General features: G+C 39.1%; 16 protein-coding genes, 1 tRNA gene, 3 rRNA genes, 1 other RNA gene and 1 other annotated feature (2 of these 22 only partly in view). Of the genes, 5 read left to right on the top strand and 16 right to left on the bottom strand.

Translation table 11 applies throughout. The annotated features are described in order from the left end of the window. From D9842_RS20420 to tadA, 8 genes are all read right to left on the bottom strand, one after another. A 16S ribosomal RNA gene (locus D9842_RS20420) occupies positions 1-1,168 on the bottom strand; it reaches 383 nt to the left of the window's first position. 293 nt (positions 1,169-1,461) lie between these two features. After that, positions 1,462-1,728 carry a pro-sigmaK processing inhibitor BofA family protein gene (locus D9842_RS20415; protein WP_121664108.1) on the bottom strand — a complete coding sequence of 89 codons (267 nt, stop codon included), beginning with the start codon at positions 1,726-1,728 and terminating at the stop codon, positions 1,462-1,464. Between the two features lie 83 nt (positions 1,729-1,811). Continuing rightward, entirely contained in the window at positions 1,812-2,033 is a 222-nt protein-coding gene (locus D9842_RS20410; protein ID WP_098798626.1) for a YaaL family protein, read from the bottom strand. Positions 2,034-2,046: 13 nt separating this feature from the next. Then, entirely contained in the window at positions 2,047-2,643 is a 597-nt protein-coding gene (recR, locus tag D9842_RS20405; protein ID WP_121664107.1) for a recombination mediator RecR, read from the bottom strand. A gap of 10 nt (positions 2,644-2,653) precedes the next feature. Continuing rightward, positions 2,654-2,977, bottom strand: coding sequence for a YbaB/EbfC family nucleoid-associated protein (locus tag D9842_RS20400; protein WP_098798639.1), 324 nt, complete (start codon positions 2,975-2,977; stop codon positions 2,654-2,656). Between the two features lie 21 nt (positions 2,978-2,998). Further along, on the bottom strand, positions 2,999-4,693 hold the full coding sequence (dnaX, locus tag D9842_RS20395) for a DNA polymerase III subunit gamma/tau (RefSeq protein ID WP_121664106.1): 1,695 nt from the start codon (positions 4,691-4,693) through the stop codon (positions 2,999-3,001). Positions 4,694-4,965: 272 nt separating this feature from the next. After that, an RNA gene (gene ffs, locus D9842_RS20390) (signal recognition particle sRNA large type) lies at positions 4,966-5,229 on the bottom strand. 100 nt (positions 5,230-5,329) lie between these two features. Beyond that, positions 5,330-5,803 (bottom strand): tRNA adenosine(34) deaminase TadA, encoded by a 474-nt coding sequence (gene tadA / locus D9842_RS20385; protein ID WP_218975593.1) that lies wholly within the window; start codon positions 5,801-5,803, stop codon positions 5,330-5,332. Between the two features lie 67 nt (positions 5,804-5,870). On the opposite strand from tadA, the gene D9842_RS20380 reads away from it, so the two are divergent. The 4 genes from D9842_RS20380 to D9842_RS20365 all read left to right on the top strand — a co-directional run bounded on the left by D9842_RS20380 (position 5,871) and on the right by D9842_RS20365 (position 9,251). Next, positions 5,871-6,395 carry a cysteine hydrolase family protein gene (locus D9842_RS20380; RefSeq protein ID WP_121664104.1) on the top strand — a complete coding sequence of 175 codons (525 nt, stop codon included), beginning with the start codon at positions 5,871-5,873 and terminating at the stop codon, positions 6,393-6,395. A 75-nt stretch (positions 6,396-6,470) separates the two neighbouring features. Then, complete coding sequence (locus D9842_RS20375) at positions 6,471-7,757, top strand: glycoside hydrolase family 18 protein (RefSeq protein ID WP_121664103.1); 1,287 nt, start codon at positions 6,471-6,473, stop codon at positions 7,755-7,757. Positions 7,758-7,948: 191 nt separating this feature from the next. Then, positions 7,949-8,605, top strand: a complete 657-nt coding sequence (locus D9842_RS20370; protein ID WP_218975592.1) for a deoxynucleoside kinase — start codon at positions 7,949-7,951, stop codon at positions 8,603-8,605. Next, positions 8,583-9,251: a deoxynucleoside kinase gene (locus tag D9842_RS20365; protein ID WP_121664102.1), complete on the top strand. Its 669-nt coding sequence runs from the start codon at positions 8,583-8,585 to the stop codon at positions 9,249-9,251. Before D9842_RS20370 ends, D9842_RS20365 begins: the two co-directional genes overlap by 23 nt. Positions 9,252-9,423: 172 nt before the next feature. On the opposite strand, the gene D9842_RS20360 is transcribed toward D9842_RS20365, so the two are convergent. The 6 genes from D9842_RS20360 to guaB all read right to left on the bottom strand — a co-directional run bounded on the left by D9842_RS20360 (position 9,424) and on the right by guaB (position 15,993). Next, positions 9,424-9,516, bottom strand: a tRNA-Ser gene (locus D9842_RS20360). A 107-nt stretch (positions 9,517-9,623) separates the two neighbouring features. Continuing rightward, positions 9,624-10,907 (bottom strand): serine--tRNA ligase, encoded by a 1,284-nt coding sequence (serS, locus tag D9842_RS20355; protein ID WP_121664101.1) that lies wholly within the window; start codon positions 10,905-10,907, stop codon positions 9,624-9,626. A 56-nt stretch (positions 10,908-10,963) separates the two neighbouring features. Further along, positions 10,964-11,183 (bottom strand) — a binding site (T-box leader). Positions 11,184-11,246: 63 nt separating this feature from the next. After that, positions 11,247-11,822: a pyridoxal 5'-phosphate synthase glutaminase subunit PdxT gene (gene pdxT, locus D9842_RS20350; RefSeq protein WP_121664100.1), complete on the bottom strand. Its 576-nt coding sequence runs from the start codon at positions 11,820-11,822 to the stop codon at positions 11,247-11,249. A gap of 18 nt (positions 11,823-11,840) precedes the next feature. Then, positions 11,841-12,728: a pyridoxal 5'-phosphate synthase lyase subunit PdxS gene (gene pdxS / locus D9842_RS20345; RefSeq protein WP_121664099.1), complete on the bottom strand. Its 888-nt coding sequence runs from the start codon at positions 12,726-12,728 to the stop codon at positions 11,841-11,843. A 270-nt stretch (positions 12,729-12,998) separates the two neighbouring features. Next, positions 12,999-14,357 carry a D-alanyl-D-alanine carboxypeptidase family protein gene (locus D9842_RS20340; protein ID WP_121664098.1) on the bottom strand — a complete coding sequence of 453 codons (1,359 nt, stop codon included), beginning with the start codon at positions 14,355-14,357 and terminating at the stop codon, positions 12,999-13,001. A 172-nt stretch (positions 14,358-14,529) separates the two neighbouring features. Continuing rightward, positions 14,530-15,993: an IMP dehydrogenase gene (gene guaB / locus D9842_RS20335; protein WP_121664097.1), complete on the bottom strand. Its 1,464-nt coding sequence runs from the start codon at positions 15,991-15,993 to the stop codon at positions 14,530-14,532. 119 nt (positions 15,994-16,112) lie between these two features. Here guaB and D9842_RS20330 point away from each other — a divergent pair, with 119 nt between their 5' ends. After that, positions 16,113-17,063, top strand: coding sequence for a YaaC family protein (locus D9842_RS20330; RefSeq protein ID WP_162987521.1), 951 nt, complete (start codon positions 16,113-16,115; stop codon positions 17,061-17,063). A gap of 664 nt (positions 17,064-17,727) precedes the next feature. On the opposite strand, the gene rrf is transcribed toward D9842_RS20330, so the two are convergent. Beyond that, positions 17,728-17,843: ribosomal RNA gene (gene rrf / locus D9842_RS20325) — 5S ribosomal RNA — on the bottom strand. A 78-nt stretch (positions 17,844-17,921) separates the two neighbouring features. Then, positions 17,922-20,000, bottom strand: a 23S ribosomal RNA gene (locus D9842_RS20320) (it continues 851 nt past the right edge of the window).

Raw genomic sequence — 20,000 nt, 5'->3', positions numbered from 1 at the left:
AGTCACCTTAGAGTGCCCAACTGAATGCTGGCAACTAAGATCAAGGGTTGCGCTCGTTGCGGGACTTAACCCAACATCTCACGACACGAGCTGACGACAACCATGCACCACCTGTCACTTCGTCCCCCGAAGGGGAACCTTCTATCTCTAGAAGTAGCGAAGGATGTCAAGACCTGGTAAGGTTCTTCGCGTTGCTTCGAATTAAACCACATGCTCCACCGCTTGTGCGGGCCCCCGTCAATTCCTTTGAGTTTCAGTCTTGCGACCGTACTCCCCAGGCGGAGTGCTTAATGCGTTTGCTGCAGCACTAAAGGGCGGAAACCCTCTAACACTTAGCACTCATCGTTTACGGCGTGGACTACCAGGGTATCTAATCCTGTTCGCTCCCCACGCTTTCGCGCCTCAGCGTCAGTTACAGACCAGAGAGTCGCCTTCGCCACTGGTGTTCCTCCACATCTCTACGCATTTCACCGCTACACGTGGAATTCCACTCTCCTCTTCTGCACTCAAGTTCCCCAGTTTCCAATGACCCTCCACGGTTGAGCCGTGGGCTTTCACATCAGACTTAAGAAACCGCCTGCGCGCGCTTTACGCCCAATAATTCCGGACAACGCTTGCCACCTACGTATTACCGCGGCTGCTGGCACGTAGTTAGCCGTGGCTTTCTGGTTAGGTACCGTCAAGGTACCAGCAGTTACTCTGGTACTTGTTCTTCCCTAACAACAGAACTTTACGACCCGAAGGCCTTCATCGTTCACGCGGCGTTGCTCCGTCAGACTTTCGTCCATTGCGGAAGATTCCCTACTGCTGCCTCCCGTAGGAGTCTGGGCCGTGTCTCAGTCCCAGTGTGGCCGATCACCCTCTCAGGTCGGCTACGCATCGTCGCCTTGGTGAGCCGTTACCTCACCAACTAGCTAATGCGCCGCGGGTCCATCTGTAAGTGACAGCTAAAAGCCGTCTTTCAACTTTGAACCATGCGGTTCAAAATGTTATCCGGTATTAGCTCCGGTTTCCCGGAGTTATCCCAATCTTACAGGCAGGTTACCCACGTGTTACTCACCCGTCCGCCGCTAACCTCAGGGAGCAAGCTCCCATTGGTTCGCTCGACTTGCATGTATTAGGCACGCCGCCAGCGTTCGTCCTGAGCCAGGATCAAACTCTCCAATAAAGAGTTGATATAGCTCATAAAGTTTGTACTATATAGTACATTGTTTTTGTTAATAAAAATTAACGTTGGCACGCTTGGTTTTGTTTAGTTTTCAAAGAACTTTTTCCGCCTCATCAGAAGCGACTTTAATATATTATCACGTTCGCTTCATTTAAGTCAACAACTTTTTAAAAGTTTTTCAAAAGATGTTTTTAAATAAGCAAGTCGCCCTTTTTCAAAGACGAATACTAATATAACACCCCATTAAAAACATGTCAACACAAAAAGAAAAACAAATGGATATCCCACTTGTTTTAAGCAATAATAAATGTTTTTATAACAATTAGTGCTGCTAACCCGGGGATTCCCAATATCCCAGAGATACTTGATGTTATTAGATTAATTGGAATATGTAAATCTATGCTTGTACCAAATGCATTTACAAAAAATAATAATAGCGCTCCAACTATAACCTTTACAAACAGTTGACCGATCCATTGAATTGGTTTAATCGGTGCTCCGACAAACAATAGAATCAGTACAAGTCCACCCAATATAGAAAAAACTATAATAGGATCCATTTCACCACTCCCTTTTATCCTCTTACTATAAAAGATATGGAAGTGAGTTTAAAAATAGAACAAGCTATAATAGATAACATCTACTATAGCTTGCCAATTTTAATGTTTCGGTTTTTTGCTTCCTTTAATAAAAAGAAGTATTTCGCTTCTGCTACTTTTAATTCATAGAGTACCTCAGGAGAAGGTTCAACACTTTTATCAATCAGTTGCTTTTGTCGATTCCACTCTTTCTTCTTCAGAAGTAAGTTTTGAATCAGTTGTTGATCATATTGATTTCTCAGCCATCCTTTACGGCGAAAAAGCATCTCATCCCCTCCTTTACAGCTCTCTTCTTCCTTCTAGTGCTTTTGATAGGGTAACTTCATCCGCATATTCCAAATCTCCACCTACCGGTAAACCATGTGCAATTCTAGTTAGTTTAATACCCGATGGCTTTAATAATCTTGAAATATACATTGCAGTTGCTTCCCCTTCAATATTAGGGTTTGTTGCTAAAATAACTTCTTGAATCACGTCATCTTGAAGCCTTTTTAAAAGCTCCGGTATTTTTATATCTTCAGGTCCGATCCCTTCCATAGGAGAAATTGAACCATGAAGTACATGGTACAGTCCGTTATATTCTTTCATTTTCTCCATTGCGATCACATCTTTAGGATCTTGAACAACACAAACAACGCTTTTATCACGTCGATCATCTTCGCATATATAACAAGGATCCTGATCAGTAATATGGCCACAAACAGAGCAGTACGATAAGTTCCGCTTGGCATTAACTAGAGCCTTTGCGAAATCCAAGACCACATCTTCTTTCATATTTAATACAAAAAAAGCCAGTCGAACGGCCGTTTTCGGACCGATTCCTGGCAATTTCATAAAGCTATCGATTAGCTTTGATATTGGTTCAGGATAATGCATGATAATCCTCCTAGAACATTCCCGGTAAATTCATTCCTTTTGTGAATTGTCCCATAGTTTCATTTGTTAAGTCGTCCATCTTTTTAAGTGCATCGTTTGTAGCAGCTAATACTAAGTCTTGAAGCATTTCGATATCTTCTGGATCTACTACTTCTTCCTTAATGTTAACTTCTACTATTTCCTTTTGGCCATTAACAACAACAGTTACCATACCGCCACCAGCAGTACCTTCTACTGTTTTTTCAGCAAGTTCTTCCTGGGCTTTCGCCATATCCTTTTGCATTTTTTGCATTTGCTTCATCATCTTTTGCATATTACCCATTCCGCCACGCATCATTTTACATTCCTCCAGTTTTTAGTCTTTTATTTCAATAAGTTCATTTCCTACTAATTTTCTTGCTTCAGCAATTAAAGGATCTTCTTCTCCACTTTCTTGCTGATTTTGTTCATCGTCTTTTTGGTCTTTAAGGAATTCCTTCCTTATTTTACCCCAATCATGTTCCGGAACGCCAACCATTTCCATATTCTTGCCGACTAATTCCTGTAAAATCATTTCTAAGTTTGTTCGAACATTATTGTTATTTTCAGCTACCATTTTACAATGAATTTCAAATTTGAATTTCAAAACAAAGGCATGATCTGATGCTGCTACAGGTTCACTATCATTTAGTAGTGCTGCATGAGACACCTTGTTTTGGCGTCTTAGCATCTCTAGCAGCTCTGCCCAGCGTCCTTTAATTATCTCTAAGTCTTTTCTTGTAGCGTTTTTAAGGATTTCTTGAATTCTTCCTTCTGGTGTTTTATAACCACCACTTTTCATTGAGCGCTGCTTTGGTTCAGAACCTGTTGCAGCCTGCTGTGGTGCAGAGATCCCTTGCTGTTTTATTCGGTTTATTTCTGATTGTAAATTGTTTATCTTATCTAGAAGTGCTTGATACCCCTCTTGATTAGGCTGAGAAGTAGTATGAGCACTTTGACAAAGCTTCACAAGTGCTACCTCTAAAAAAATTCGTGGATGGTTTGTCCATTTCATCTCTTGCTGACTTTTACTTAAAACATCAATTGTCTCATAAATCTCAGCAGAAGGGATTTCCTTTGAAAGTTGAATAAATTGTTCATCAACTGATACTCGTTCAAGTACATCTTCTAACGTTGGTGCCGTCTGGTAAAGAAGCATGTCTCGGTAATAAAAAATAAAATCTTCAATAAATCTACTTGGGTCTTTACCTTGATACATAAGTTGATCAAGTGCTTGTAAGGCAATTGTCACATCTTTTTGATGAATGGCCTCTGCAATTCTTCCGATAATCTCTTGAGAGACAGATCCAGTAATTAGCAAAGCTTCATCAATACTTACTTGCTCATCACTATAAGATATAGCTTGATCTAGGAGGCTTAACGCATCACGCATACCACCATCAGCTGCTCTTGCTATTACATCTAGAGCTGCTTCTTCTACATTAACCTGCTGATTATGTATGATTTCCTTCATTCTCCCTACAATAGCAGATGCAGTAATTCTTCTAAAATCAAAGCGTTGACAGCGGGAGATGATTGTTAGCGGGATCTTATGTGGTTCTGTTGTAGCTAAGATAAAAATCACATGCTTAGGAGGCTCTTCTAGCGTTTTAAGTAAGGCATTAAAAGCTCCAATCGATAACATATGAACTTCATCGACGATATATACCTTATATTGTACAGATGATGGTGCATACTTTACTTTATCTCTTATATCCCTTATTTCATCAACACCGTTATTAGATGCAGCATCAATCTCAATGACATCAGAAATTGACCCGTTTGTGATTCCTTTACAAGCAGCACACTCATTACATGGCTCCGCAACTGGTGCCTTTTCACAGTTCACTGCTTTTGCAAAGATTTTCGCTGCACTTGTTTTCCCTGTTCCACGTGGTCCAGAAAAAAGATAAGCATGTGAAAATTTATTTTGTAATAGGGCATTTTGTAAGGTTTTAGTAATATGTTCTTGTCCAACCACATCATGAAACAGCTGTGGTCGAAAAACACGATATAGAGCTTGATAACCCACAAAAACGTCTCCCTTCTTCTTCTTCCTTTTTATTATAACAACCAACAGAAATTTTACAAAGTTGTTTATATGTGAGTTCATTCATAATGATCACTTTTAAACCAAAAACGAACATTTTTCTTTCGCTAACCTTATTGTTGAATAATATAAAATAAATGCACAATAAGATGAATGTTTATACGTTTTTTAATAACCAGTTGTGAATTATTACATTCTTTCATGTAAATAAAAAACTCACCCTATAAGAGTGAGTTTTATTTTAAAATTAACTGCCGTGCACCTTCCGTCGATTAGCCACCATAGGCGTTACTCAAGCAGTTAGCTCGGCTCAGGCAACCCCGCGGCACATGAGAGCTTCCACTTAATGCTGCTTCCTTCCGGACCTGACATGGTTCATGGATTCCCATTGCGCAGGACCCAAGCGTCAACACCACTTACTTGAGGCAGCCCTACAGTGTTCTAACCTCTAGAAGGGATTCGGCCTCGCTAGAGCGGATTGCGAGTACAGGGCACCGCTACCTCCCCGCTTAGCACGGCAAAATTGATACCATATTTAGTTGCGCCGTTTGTCCGACGCATGTATTAGTATATATCCTTCTCATATAAAATGCAATGGTTAGACTTTGTAAGTTTTTGTCATGTGTTTTTTCTTTTCTTTTTCTTCTCTCTTAACTCACGAAAAAAAGAACTGAGCATTTCACTACATTCCTGCTCTTCAATTCCCTTTGTGACTTCAACTTGGTGATTAAACCGCTCCTCCTGAAGTAAGTTCATTAGAGTACCTGCACATCCACCCTTTGGGTCAGAAGCACCGTAAACAACTCTCTTTATCCTCGAAAGGACAATGGCACCAGCACACATAGGACAAGGCTCTAATGTAACATATAGTGTAGCATCTTCTAATCTCCAAGAATCTACTGTCTTACACGCTTGGTCAATTGCTAAGATTTCAGCATGAGCAATCGATCGTTGTTCGGTTTCCCTCAAATTATGAGCTGCACCCACAACGATATCATTTAAAACAATCACTGCCCCAATTGGAACTTCTCCGATTTCTTTTGCTTTTCTTGCCTCTTCTAAAGCTATTTTCATAAAGTGTTGATCATTCATACTTGAGTTACCCCTTATAGAATTGGTGAATTTGTTCATCCTATTGTTTAAAAAGGAGAATCGATCAATGAAAACAAAAAGTGAACAAGCACTCCTCATTATAGATATGATCAATGATTTTCAATTTCATAATGGCCCTATCTTAGCTAAACAAGCTGATACCATCTCACATAACATTCTTTCTCTGAAGGAAAACATGAAAAAGAACGGCTCTCCAATTATTTATATCAATGATCATTATAAACTATGGCAAGCCAACTTTGAAAAGATTGCAGCAAAGTGCCGAAATTCATTAAGTGAAAATATCATTCATCGCCTTTATCCTAATGATGATGATTACTTTTTGATTAAACCGAAACATTCTGCTTTTTATGGTACAGCATTGAATACCCTTTTATATAGCTTAAATATTAAGGAACTTGTCATTACAGGGATTGCCGGGAATATATGTGTCTTGTTTACAGCTAACGATGCATATATGAGAGAATATCGAATTACTATTCCCTCTGATTGCATTGCCTCTAATACAGAGGAGGATAATGATTTTGCATTAAGAATGATGAAACATACTCTTAAAGCATCTATTACCTGAGTCTAAAAATAGCTGACATGTATCAAGCCTCCTTCACATATGATGTACTAAAATGTTTTTGTGAGGAGGATAGACATGCAAATACATATTGTCCAGCAAGGACAAAGTTTGTATGGTATTGCACAGGCCTATAATACAACTGTAAATGAAATCGTTCGAACAAATGAATTACCAAACCCTAATAATCTGGTTATCGGTCAAGCGCTTGTTATCCCGATTAAAGGAAGGTTTTATTGGGTCCAACCTGGAGACAGCTTATTTTCAATAGCCCAAAGATATGGTTTTTCAGCTGCAGAGTTAGCTAGAATCAATAATCTTAATGTGAATCAGCCACTTTCACCTGGATTCAGATTATATATACCTGAAGGACAAAAAAGATCTGTAGAATCCAATGCTTATATTGAGCCTAGAGGTACAAGTGTAGCTGCTAACCTTGAGCAAGCAGCTCGTGAGGCTGCACCATATTTAACATACTTAGGTCCTTTTAGCTTTCAAATTCAGAGAGATGGTACATTAAAAGAACCATTATTAAATAACTTTCCGGAGATTGCCCGACAAAATGGCGTCACATTAATGATGGCCATCACCAACTTAGAAAATGATCAATTTAGTGATGAATTAGGTAGAATTGTTTTAACAAACATGGATATACAAAATAAACTGTTAGATAATATCGTAAGAACAGCAAAGAAATATGGATTTAGAGATATCCATTTTGACATGGAGTATTTAAGACCTCAAGATCGTGAGGCATACAATCAATTTTTAAGAAAAGCAAAAGCTAGATTTAGTCAAGAAGGTTGGCTTCTATCAACAGCTTTAGCTCCTAAAACGAGTGCAGATCAAAAAGGAAAATGGTATGAGGGTCATGATTACAAGGCACACGGTCAAATTGTTGACTTCGTTGTTATTATGACTTATGAATGGGGATACAGCGCTGGACCTCCGTTGGCAGTATCACCAATTGGCCCTGTTCGAGAAGTGTTAGAATATGCGATTAGTGAGATGCCTAGTCGCAAAATTATGATGGGTCAAAACCTATATGGATATGACTGGACACTTCCTTTTGTGGCTGGTGGTCAATACGCAAAGGCAGTAAGCCCTCAACAAGCTATCCAATTAGCAAGTACGAACAACGTACCAATTCGTTATGATCAAGAAGCACAAGCACCTCATTTTAATTATACTGATGCCGGTGGTAAAGAACATAAAGTATGGTTTGAGGATGCAAGGTCCATTCAAGCTAAATATGATTTAATTAAAGAGTTAGATTTAAGAGGAATTAGCTATTGGAAACTAGGCTTAGCCTTTCCACAAAATTGGCTCCTCCTTGCTGATAACTTCACAATTGAGAAGAAATAGTTACCTACTAAAGTACTCATTGAAAAATGGGTGCTTTTTTTGGTTAATTTTAAGTAAATTGTTAGGGATTGTGAGATAAATATAGAAAAAGAAAGCAATCAGTTAATTTTTAACTCAAAATGGGTTTTGCATGGTAAAATGAAATTTGTCGATTTTTAGTATAGGTGTTTCGTTTTGAAGGAGGACCCATTATGAATATACCCTTTATTACTGTAGAGGGACCAATTGGTGTTGGAAAAACATCATTATCTAAAGCAATTGCTGATTATTATCAGTTTCATCTATTAAAAGAAATTGTTGAAGAGAATCCTTTCTTAGGAAAGTTTTACGCTGATATTGAGGAGTGGAGCTTTCAAACAGAAATGTTCTTTCTTTGCAATCGTTATAAACAATTAGAAGATATCGATAAAAAATTTCTCCAAGTCAATAAACCAGTTGTAGCGGATTATCATATTTATAAAAATCTTATTTTTGCTAAACGTACATTAAAAAATGAGCAGTATGATAAATACTTAAAAATCTATGATATTTTAACGGATGGAATGCCTAAGCCAAATATCATTATTTATTTAAGCGCAAGTTTAGATACTCTACTTAATAGAATTGCAAAAAGAGGTCGCGAAATTGAGCATCAAATTGACCCAAACTACTTGCAACAACTCTCAGAAGACTATGATATTGCTATGACACAATGGGAAAAAGAAAATCCATCCATCCCTATTATACGATTTAACGGAGATTCATTAGATTTTGTTCAAAATAAACAAGACTTAACCTATATATTCAATACATTGAATCAGTATTTGCAAAAAGGAGTAACAATAGATGAATTTACGAGAAAAATATAATATTCCAAACAATGCTGTGATTACGATTGCAGGTACCGTTGGTGTAGGAAAGTCAACCATGACAAAAGCTCTGGCAAAGGAACTTGATTTTAAAACATCGTTTGAGAAAGTTGATTCCAATCCTTATCTTGACAAATTTTATGCGGATTTTGAAAGATGGAGCTTTCATTTACAAATCTATTTTCTTGCTGAACGCTTTAAAGAGCAAAAAAAGATTTTTGAATATGGCGGAGGATTTATTCAGGATCGTTCCATCTATGAAGACACTGGAATCTTTGCAAAAATGCATTATGAAAAAGGAACAATGTCTGAAGTAGATTATGAAACATACCGAAATTTATTTGATGCAATGGTTATGACCCCTTATTTCCCACATCCTGACCTTCTGATCTATCTTGAAGGAAGTTTAGACGATATATTATCTCGAATTAAATTACGTGGACGAGCTATGGAGCAGCAAACTCCCGTAGAATATTGGCAAGAGATGCACCAGCGTTATGAGGATTGGATTAATAACTTCAACGCCTGCCCTGTTTTACGTATTAACATTAATGATTACGACATTATGACAAATGACCAATCCATTGAACCAATTATAGAAAGAATTGGCTACTTTATTGAGCAAACAAAATTTCTCAAAAAATAAGATACAATAAAAAAGGCATTTAGGAACAGAAATTCTGATCTTAAATGCCTTTTATTACTCTATCTAGAGTTAAGCCCTTACAAAGGGTAATAAAAAAAACCGTTACTATGTAACGATTTTCACCAATCTCCCATATTTTATGCGCTTAATATGAGAATTATTTATAATATTATGGAGGAGGAAAGGGGATTCGAACCCCTGCGGGCTTTGACACCCCTGTCGGTTTTCAAGACCGATCCCTTCAGCCGGACTTGGGTATTCCTCCTTGTTGACAAGATATAATTTATCATAAGATATATATACTTGTCAACAATTCTTTTAAAAAACTTTAGTTTTATTAATAACCTTAAATTTCTTTCTAAACCTGCGTTTTTATTCTACAACAGATATACGTTCTTTATTCCCCATATACGGTCTTAATACCTCTGGAATAATGACTGATCCATCTTCTTGCTGATAATTTTCTAAAATAGCAGCAACTGTACGACCAATTGCTAAACCAGATCCATTTAATGTGTGTACATGCTCAACTTTCGCTTTGGCTTCTCTTCTGAATCGAATATTAGCACGTCGAGCTTGGAATGCCTCAAAATTACTACAAGAAGAGATTTCACGATACGTTCCATAGCTTGGAATCCAGACTTCTAAGTCATACTTTTTAGCTGCTGTGAATCCAAGATCAGCTGTACACATGCTCATAACACGATATGGTAGTCCTAATAATTGAAGTACTTTTTCAGCATGACCTGTTAGCTTTTCTAGCTCCTCATAAGAATCCTCTGGTTTAACGAAACGAACAAGCTCTACTTTGTTAAACTGATGTTGACGAATTAGTCCTCTTGTATCTCTCCCAGCAGATCCAGCTTCTGAACGGAAATTTGCACTGAATGCAGCATAGCTGATTGGAAGTTGTTCTACATTAAGGATTTCCTCACGATGTAAATTTGTTACTGGAACTTCTGCCGTTGGAATTAGGAAATAGTCTTCTCCAACGATCTTAAAAGCATCTTCCTCAAATTTTGGTAATTGACCTGTTCCAGTCATACTATCTCTATTCACAATAAAAGGTGGCATGATTTCTGTATAACCATGTTCCTCTACATGTAAATCAAGCATAAAGTTAAAGAGTGCTCTCTCTAATCTAGCTCCTAAACCACGATAGAATACAAAACGGCTGCCAGTTACTTTTGCTGCTCTTTCGAAATCTAAAATTTGCAGACCATCTGCAATTTCCCAATGCGGTTTTGGTTCAAATGAGAATTCAGGGATCTTTCCCCAATTTCGAGCTTCTACATTATCATCTTCTGTATCACCAACAGGAACACTTTCATGAGGAATATTTGGGATAGATAATAGCAATTGCTCTAATGCTGTTTCTACCTCGCGTAATTCATCATCATATTCTTTTATTTTTTCTCCTACGTCTTTCATTTCACTAATAAGGTGATCAGCATCCTGTTTTTCCCTTTTTAGTTGAGCAACCTGAGAAGATACTTCATTTCTTTTGCTTTTTAATTCTTCTGTAGCTGCGATAAGCTCTCTTCTTTTTTTATCCAGATCCTCAAATTTGCCAAAGTCCGTTAAATCCTCTCCACGTTTGGCTAATTTTTGTTTTGCTTCATCCAAGTTAGCACGTAAAAATTTAATATCCAACATATTAACATTCTCCTTTTCAATAGAATATATTTGAACACAAAAAACTCCCGTCCCATAGAAGGGACGAGAGTTACCCGCGTTGCCACCCTAGTTAAAAATACAAATGTATTTTTCACTTAATGAATAACGGTCATAGCCGGAATAACCTACTTAAACTGTTGTTTGTTCAGCCATTCATTCAAGGATGGATTCGCAAGCATCTATCACCGATTTTCACCAGCCATCGGCTCTCTATAGATAGAACATCATGCTACTAGTTCCTATCATCATGTTTTCATATAATTTATTTAGTACATAATTTACTATAAGTTTACAGCACTAGCAAGTTTTTTATACCTTTTATTTAGACTCTTTCACCATATTTATAAATAACTGAGTCATTCGGTGATCATCCGTTAGTTCTGGATGAAATGAGCATCCAAGAAATTGACCTTGTCTAGCAGCAACGATTCTTCCGTTATGTTTAGATAAAATCTCTACATCTTCTCCAACTTCCACAATATGTGGAGCTCGTATGAAGACACCAACAAAATCTTCACCAACACCGGTAATCATTAGCTCTGCTTCAAAGCTATCCTTTTGGCGACCAAAGGAGTTACGTTCTACCGTAACATCCAATAATCCTAAATGAGACTCAGAATAACCTACTAGATTTTTTGCTAATAGAATTAAGCCTGCACATGTTCCGAACATAGGCTTACCTGATTCAGCAAAAGCTTTTAAAGGTTCCATGAAGTTATATTTATCGATTAAGCGACGCATTGTGGTGCTTTCTCCACCTGGAATAATTAAGCCGTCAAGGTCATCAAGTTGGTCTGTTGTCTTAACGACGATTCCTTCTGCACCACAAGCTTCGATTGAACGAATATGTTCTCGCACAGCACCTTGTAAACCTAAAACACCAATTTTCAGCATGTAAAAAACTCCTTTATCTTACCAACCACGCTCTTGCATTCTGTGTTCTGGTAAAAGGCTTGAAATTTCAATTCCTTGCATTGCAGATCCAAGTCCTTTTGATAGGCTTGCAATTAACTCATAATCTTGGAAGTGTGTTGTTGCTTCAACGATTGAACGAGCAAATTTTGCAGGATTTTCTGATTTAAAGATACCAGAACCAACGAATACACCGTCTGCTCCTAATTGCATCATTAATGCCGCATCAGCAGGAGTTGCTACACCACCAGCTGCGAAGTTAACAACAGGTAATTTGCCTTCTTTTTTGATTTGAAGAAGAAGTTCAAATGGTGCACCAAGATTTTTTGCTTCAGTCATTAATTCATCTTCACTCATTGCTGCAACTTTACGAATTTGAGCATTTACTTTACGCATATGACGTACTGCCTCAACGATGTTACCAGTACCTGGCTCACCTTTTGTACGAAGCATTGAAGCACCTTCAGCAATACGGCGTGTTGCTTCACCAAGATCACGGCATCCACATACAAATGGAACTGTGAAATCACTTTTTAGTAGGTGATATTCTTCGTCAGCTGGAGTTAATACTTCACTCTCATCAATGTAATCTACACCCATAGCTTCAAGTACACGAGCTTCAACGATGTGACCGATACGAGCCTTTGCCATAACTGGAATAGATACAGCATTCATAACGTCCTCAACGATTGTAGGATCAGCCATTCTTGCTACACCGCCTGCTGCACGAATGTCAGCTGGAACTCGCTCAAGTGCCATTACAGCAACAGCGCCTGCTTCCTCTGCGATTTTTGCTTGCTCTGCATTTACAACGTCCATGATGACGCCGCCTTTTTGCATTTCTGCCATTCCACGTTTTACGCGGTCAGTACCTGTATTGTTACTCATCTGTTTGTCCCCCTTATGTAATTTCCTATGTAATAGGATTTGTTTTAGCTATATGAAAAATTCATCTACGCTATATTTTATCCTAACTTCTAAAAAAATCCTATCAAAATAAATATAATTAGTAAAACAATTCCTACATATTTCACTATTCTATCATTTTGCACCTGAGATAATTTTCTATTATATACCTATTTCAGTAAAAATTTAATACTTTTTTATACTGTTTCTCAAACCAAAAAGAAAAAGACCCCCTATTGGGAGTCTTCCTACTTAAAACCAGCCTTTAACTGTATCTGTTACTGTTCCCCATAATCCACCAAAGAAACCGCCAATTCCTCTCATGGATAAAACAAACCAGTTTGCCTTTTCAACAGCTTCTTTTGTAATAAGATCTACTTGAGGAAGTTTATCTTTTTGAACATAGCTTAGTGCTTCTCCTTCACCAGCATAATTCACAATCATTGTTCCTACCTTTTGACCTTCCTTAACTGGAGCAGTCAATTCTCCTGCTTTCGTTAATTGACTAGAATCAATCTTATAAGATGCCTTATATGATTCTTCTTCTCCATTTTTCACAACAAGCGTAACGGCTTTCTTTGTTTCTACAGCTACACTATCTTCTTTCCCTTTTACTACCGGGATCGTTGACTCTTTCTTAATTTGATAACCAGCAGGAAAAACTTCTTTTACTGTAAAATGATCAAACGCATAATTCAACATCTTTTCGGTTGCAAAGAAGCGTGGATTTTTAACATCTCCACCTCCATCTTCAGCTTTTGCATTCATCACAACTGTGATTACTCGCATACCGTTTTTTTCAGCAGTTGCTGTAAAGCAAGAGCCTGCAGATGAAGTTGATCCAGTTTTCAGTCCATCAACGCCTTCATAGCCGTAAACAAGACCTGGAAGCATCCAGTTCCAGTTTGGCATCTCTGTAGCATCATCAGTTCCTTCTCTGAAGGTTTTTTTAGCAATACTAGCTGTTTTTAAGATATCAGGAAAATCCTGAATTAATCGTTGTGATAACAGTGCCATATCTCGAGCAGAAACTTTACTTTCTGCATCTGCACTTGTTCCTTCAGGGTGCTTTCCAAGTAAATCTTTATTTTCTAATCCTGTTGCATTAACAAATTCATAGTTTGTTAAACCTAATTCTTTTGCTTTATCATTCATCATTTTTACAAATGCCGTTTCGGATCCAGCAATTAACTCAGCCAGACCAATTGCTGCACCATTTGCAGAATAAATGGCCATAGCCTCATATAATTCCTCTACATTGTAAGAGCCATCAAGTCGTAATGGTACATTTGATAGATTACGATTTTGAGAAATTTCATACACATATTCACTAGGTGTATACGTTTGATCCCACTTGATTTTTCCATCCTTTATTGCTTCTAGCACCAGGTACTCTGTCATAACCTTTGCCATACTAGCGACTGGTAGCATTTCATCTACGTTTTTACCATAAAGAATAGTACCTGTTGATTCTTCAATAATGATTGCAGAACTTGCATTAATAGAAATGGGCTCTGCTGCTTGTGCATTTGAATAAGGGTAAAAAGACGTAATTACAAATGCAAAAGCAACGACAATTGCAATTAATTGTTTTATTCTCACGTTGTTCATTACCTCCATGTTTTTAGTCAATCTATTTAAAATTCAGTGAATGTTTTTCTCTATCTAGACACAACAAGATAGATTTTATCATAGAAAGGATAAAAAAAATAGACAGAGTCATAGACTCTGTCAAATGTTATAGTTCTGCCATAATTACCTCTTTTTTGTTTCAAAAGTCCTATTATAAAGAGTAATTTGGGGCTTCTTTCGTAATTTGTACATCGTGTGGATGGCTTTCTTTTAAGCCTGCACCTGTCATACGAATAAATTGTGAGTTTTCTCTTAGTTCTTGAAGATCTTTCGTACCACAATATCCCATTCCTGATCGGATTCCACCAACAAGCTGATAAATTGTATCAGCTAATGGACCTTTGTAAGGAGTTCTTCCTTCAATTCCCTCTGGAACAAACTTTTTATTATCTTCTTGGAAGTAACGGTCCTTACTTCCCTTCTCCATCGCTGCAACTGATCCCATTCCACGGTATACTTTAAATCGTCTTCCTTGGAAGATTTCAGTTGCTCCTGGGCTCTCAGAAGTACCTGCAAGCAAGCTTCCTAACATAACAGCATGACCACCAGCTGCAAGTGCTTTTACCATATCTCCAGAGTATTTAATTCCTCCGTCAGCGATAATGGAAACTCCATGCTTTCTAGCCTCAGTTGCACAATCATAAACAGCTGTAATTTGTGGAACACCTACTCCAGCTACAACCCTTGTTGTACAAATAGAACCAGGACCAATTCCAACTTTAACTACATTCGCTCCTGCTTCAATTAAATCTCTTGTAGCATCTGCTGTTGCGACATTACCAGCAATGATGTTTAATTCAGGATATTCGTTACGAATTGCTTTTACTGTTTCTAATACACCTTTAGAATGACCATGGGCAGTATCAACAACAATCGCATCTACATTTTTTTCAACCAACTTCTGTACACGTACCATTGTATCTGCTGTTACTCCTACTGCTGCAGCAACTACTAAACGACCATGTGAGTCTTTTGCTGAATGAGGGAACTCAATAACTTTTTCAATATCCTTAATCGTTATTAATCCTTTAAGTACACCATCTTCATCAACTAAAGGTAATTTTTCAATTTTATGTTTTTGTAAGATACTCTCGGCATCCTTTAATGTTGTTCCAACATCTGCTGTTACAAGATTTTCTTTTGTCATCACATCACTGATCTTTATTGAATAATCCTGAATAAATCTCATATCACGGTTTGTGATGATTCCAACTAACTTTTGTTCTTCGGGGTTATTTACAATCGGAACACCTGAAATTCTATATTTACCCATTAAGTGCTCTGCATCATACACTTGATGCTCTGGAGTTAAATAAAATGGATCAGTAATAACTCCTCTTTCAGATCTTTTTACTTTATCCACTTGCTCTGCTTGTTGCTCAATTGACATGTTTTTATGGATAACACCCATACCACCCTGTCTTGCAATGGCAATTGCTAATTCTGCTTCTGTTACTGTATCCATCCCAGCACTAATGATTGGAATATTAAGCGTTAAGCTTGGAGTTAATTGTACACTTAAATCAACATCTCTAGGTAAAACCTCTGATTTAGCTGGTACTAATAAAACATCATCAAAAGTTAAGCCTTCTTTAGAAAATTTTTGTTCCCACATAGTAAAATCCCCCTTATTCGGCAAAATATTATTAGTAGATTATCAACATGTCATTAGACTGTCAAGAAAGTAATAAAGAGTTTAAATATTTAGAATTTATTAATTGGAGTGTACAATTTATGTCAGCACTAACTTGGGAACGCTTACTATCTTATCATTCAACACAGACTATACAAAAGAAACTAGAGAGAAGTTACCAACTTTCCTCATATGATAATGCGAGTGGTCTGTCATATGATAATTGTTACCGATTCATCTATTTCCTAAAACATGGCGAAAACTTTTTTAAGCAAGCAGATCAATCACCACATGCCATTCAGCCAATCTTGCTCTTTTACGGTATATCACAACTGATCAAAGCTTGTTTATTAATTGTGGACCCTGAATACCCCTCCACATCATCTGTTCTAGCTCATGGTGTATCAAGTAGAAAACGAAAAAAGCAACAATACCAATTTTTAAAAGATGAAATTAAAATTCAAAGAAACGGGTTATTCAGTCATGTTGCCAAGCATCTTTTTCATATCGATCATCTTGAAGCAGAAAAATACTCAATGGAACAATTACTAAAACAAATTGCAGAAATGAAAGATGTTTTTATCTTTCATCTATCAGACAATCCCCTTATTAAGATATCTAGTGATAAATTAGGTCATCTAGCTCTTACTGAAGACATTGCCCAATCCTTTCATATGTCGGTAAATCGTCTTGGAGAATTTATAAAAGAACGATATCAATATAATATTGTGAGAGAAGAAGAAAATAATCTATATCTTAAAATTAACCAAGCAAATTCATCAATCCAATTGTCACCATTTTTATATCACATTGAAGAGAAAGCGTACTACTTGCCAAATACCCGTGAATCGTTATCAAATTTACCAGAGATACTTGTTCATTATTTACTGCTTTATAATCTAAGTATGATCTCTAGATACGAAACTGAATGGTGGTATGAACTACTACTAGGTGCCACTAATGATGACTATCCATTCATACTAAGATATATGGAAATCGCTAAAAGGAAAATTCCTTTTTTTATTTTGGAGTTCTTGGAAGGGCGGTTATAGAAAGTAGCGTTTGTAAAGAAGTGAGTTGATGCGTGAAGGTTAGGTAGGTACCTCTAGATAAGAGGTGCCTGTTATAATCTTTTATTTACAGAGGAGATCATCACGTCAATTTCTGGACGTCACGTCGAATTGACATCGGATCAAGTCAATTTTACTGAGCGTCACGTCAAAATATCAATTTGTCACGTCTAAGGTTCGGATCATCACGTCAATTACTGGGCGTCACGTCGAATTGACATCGGATCATCACGTCAATTTCTGGGTGTCACGTCGAATTGACATCGGATCAAGTCAATTTTACTGAGCGTCACGTCAAAATATCAATTTGTCACGTCTAAGGTTCGGAGTATCACGTCAATTACTGGGCGTCACGTCGAGTTGACATCGGATCAAGTCAATTTTACTGAGCGTCGAGTCAAAACAGCAGTTTGTCACGTCTAAGGTTCAATACATCAAGTCGAGTACTAGTTATCATGTCTTTATTTCCTAATGAAACAGTAATTATCTTGAAGAGTCTTACTCTGCGATATAATAGTCATGACTGTAATTTATTTGCCAGTTCTGTTTCTTTCCTATTTTTATCTCTTTCCTCATTCCTACCTATCTATCTATTCTTCTAAATACAAAAAAAGACCAGCATCTCTACTGATCTTTTCTCCATCTTACTTGGCGACGTCCTACTCTCACAGGGGGAAACCCCCAACTACCATCGGCGCTGAAGAGCTTAACTTCCGTGTTCGGCATGGGAACGGGTGTGACCTCTTCGCCATCATCACCAAATAATATTTAGTTTGAAGGATATTCCTTCAAAACTAGATAACGATTCACAATTCAACTTCACTAAGCTTTCGCTTTTATTAGGTTAAGTCCTCGATCGATTAGTATCAGTCAGCTCCACACGTCACCGCGCTTCCACCTCTGACCTATCAACCTGATCATCTTTCAGGGATCTTACTCACTAATGTGATGGGAAATCTCATCTTGAGGGGGGCTTCATGCTTAGATGCTTTCAGCACTTATCCCTTCCGCACATAGCTACCCAGCTATGCCTTTGGCAAGACAACTGGTACACCAGCGGTGCGTCCATCCCGGTCCTCTCGTACTAAGGACAGCTCCTCTCAAATTTCCTACGCCCACGACGGATAGGGACCGAACTGTCTCACGACGTTCTGAACCCAGCTCGCGTACCGCTTTAATGGGCGAACAGCCCAACCCTTGGGACCGACTACAGCCCCAGGATGCGATGAGCCGACATCGAGGTGCCAAACCTCCCCGTCGATGTGGACTCTTGGGGGAGATAAGCCTGTTATCCCCGGGGTAGCTTTTATCCGTTGAGCGATGGCCCTTCCATGCGGAACCACCGGATCACTAAGCCCGACTTTCGTCCCTGCTCGACTTGTAGGTCTCGCAGTCAAGCTCCCTTGTGCCTTTACACTCTACGAATGATTTCCAACCATTCTGAGGGAACCTTTGGGCGCCTCCGTTACATTTTAGGAGGCGACCGCCCCAGTCAAACTGCCCACCTGACACTGTCTCCCAGCCCGATCAGGGCTGTGGGTTAGAATTTCAATACAGCCAGGGTAGTATCCCACCGACGCCTCCACCGAAGCTAGCGCTCCGGCTTCTCAGGCTCCTACCTATCCTGTACAAGCTGTACCAAAATTCAATATCAGGCTACAGTAAAGCTCCACGGGGTCTTTCCGTCCTGTCGCGGGTAACCTGCATCTTCACAGGTACTATAATTTCACCGAGTCTCTCGTTGAGACAGTGCCCAGATCGTTACGCCTTTCGTGCGGGTCGGAACTTACCCGACAAGGAATTTCGCTACCTTAGGACCGTTATAGTTACGGCCGCCGTTTACTGGGGCTTCGGTTCAAAGCTTCGCTTGCGCTAACCTCTCCCCTTAACCTTCCAGCACCGGGCAGGCGTCAGCCCCTATACTTCGCCTTGCGGCTTCGCAGAGACCTGTGTTTTTGCTAAACAGTCGCCTGGGCCTATTCACTGCGGCTTTTCCGGGCTATTCACCCTAAAAAGCACCCCTTCTCCCGAAGTTACGGGGTCATTTTGCCGAGTTCCTTAACGAGAGTTCTCTCGCTCACCTTAGGATTCTCTCCTCGCCTACCTGTGTCGGTTTGCGGTACGGGCACCTCTCACCTCGCTAGAGGCTTTTCTTGGCAGTGTGGAATCAGGAACTTCGGTACTATAATTCCCTCGCCATCACAGCTCAGCCTTATATGACAACGGGATTTGCCTCGTTGTCAGCCTAACTGCTTGGACGCGCATATCCAACAGCGCGCTTACCCTATCCTTCTGCGTCCCCCCATTGCTCAAACGGTGAGGAGGTGGTACAGGAATTTCAACCTGTTGGCCATCGCCTACGCCTTTCGGCCTCGGCTTAGGTCCCGACTTACCCTGAGCGGACGAGCCTTCCTCAGGAAACCTTAGGCATTCGGTGGAGGGGATTCTCACCCCTCTTTCGCTACTCATACCGGCATTCTCACTTCTAAGCGCTCCACCAGTCCTTACGGTCTGGCTTCACAGCCCTTAGAACGCTCTCCTACCACTGTTCGTAAGAACAGTCCACAGCTTCGGTGATACGTTTAGCCCCGGTACATTTTCGGCGCAGAGTCACTCGACCAGTGAGCTATTACGCACTCTTTAAATGGTGGCTGCTTCTAAGCCAACATCCTGGTTGTCTAAGCAACTCCACATCCTTTTCCACTTAACGTATACTTTGGGACCTTAGCTGGTGGTCTGGGCTGTTTCCCTCTTGACTACGGATCTTATCACTCGCAGTCTGACTCCTGAACATAAGTCTTTGGCATTCGGAGTTTGACTGAATTCGGTAACCCGATGGGGGCCCCTAGTCCAATCAGTGCTCTACCTCCAAGACTCTCATTTCAAGGCTAGCCCTAAAGCTATTTCGGAGAGAACCAG

Source organism: Metabacillus litoralis, from assembly GCF_003667825.1.
Classification (GTDB): Bacteria; Bacillota; Bacilli; order Bacillales; family Bacillaceae; genus Metabacillus; species Metabacillus litoralis_B.
This window is presented reverse-complemented; position numbering and strand designations above follow the sequence as displayed.

What these genes read in the sequence shown, in the direction of transcription:
- D9842_RS20375 (WP_121664103.1), top strand. Translation starts at nt 6,471, where the DNA reads ATGCAAATACATATTGTCCAGCAAGGACAAAGTTTGTATGGTATTGCA.
- D9842_RS20400 (WP_098798639.1), bottom strand. Translation starts at nt 2,977, where the DNA reads ATGCGTGGCGGAATGGGTAATATGCAAAAGATGATGAAGCAAATGCAA.
- D9842_RS20340 (WP_121664098.1), bottom strand. Translation starts at nt 14,357, where the DNA reads ATGAACAACGTGAGAATAAAACAATTAATTGCAATTGTCGTTGCTTTT.
- D9842_RS20410 (WP_098798626.1), bottom strand. Translation starts at nt 2,033, where the DNA reads ATGCTTTTTCGCCGTAAAGGATGGCTGAGAAATCAATATGATCAACAA.
- pdxT (WP_121664100.1), bottom strand. Translation starts at nt 11,822, where the DNA reads ATGCTGAAAATTGGTGTTTTAGGTTTACAAGGTGCTGTGCGAGAACAT.
- serS (WP_121664101.1), bottom strand. Translation starts at nt 10,907, where the DNA reads ATGTTGGATATTAAATTTTTACGTGCTAACTTGGATGAAGCAAAACAA.
- D9842_RS20330 (WP_162987521.1), top strand. Translation starts at nt 16,113, where the DNA reads ATGTCAGCACTAACTTGGGAACGCTTACTATCTTATCATTCAACACAG.
- guaB (WP_121664097.1), bottom strand. Translation starts at nt 15,993, where the DNA reads ATGTGGGAACAAAAATTTTCTAAAGAAGGCTTAACTTTTGATGATGTT.
- D9842_RS20365 (WP_121664102.1), top strand. Translation starts at nt 8,583, where the DNA reads ATGAATTTACGAGAAAAATATAATATTCCAAACAATGCTGTGATTACG.
- D9842_RS20370 (WP_218975592.1), top strand. Translation starts at nt 7,949, where the DNA reads ATGAATATACCCTTTATTACTGTAGAGGGACCAATTGGTGTTGGAAAA.
- tadA (WP_218975593.1), bottom strand. Translation starts at nt 5,803, where the DNA reads ATGAATGATCAACACTTTATGAAAATAGCTTTAGAAGAGGCAAGAAAA.
- D9842_RS20415 (WP_121664108.1), bottom strand. Translation starts at nt 1,728, where the DNA reads ATGGATCCTATTATAGTTTTTTCTATATTGGGTGGACTTGTACTGATT.
- recR (WP_121664107.1), bottom strand. Translation starts at nt 2,643, where the DNA reads ATGCATTATCCTGAACCAATATCAAAGCTAATCGATAGCTTTATGAAA.
- D9842_RS20380 (WP_121664104.1), top strand. Translation starts at nt 5,871, where the DNA reads ATGAAAACAAAAAGTGAACAAGCACTCCTCATTATAGATATGATCAAT.
- pdxS (WP_121664099.1), bottom strand. Translation starts at nt 12,728, where the DNA reads ATGAGTAACAATACAGGTACTGACCGCGTAAAACGTGGAATGGCAGAA.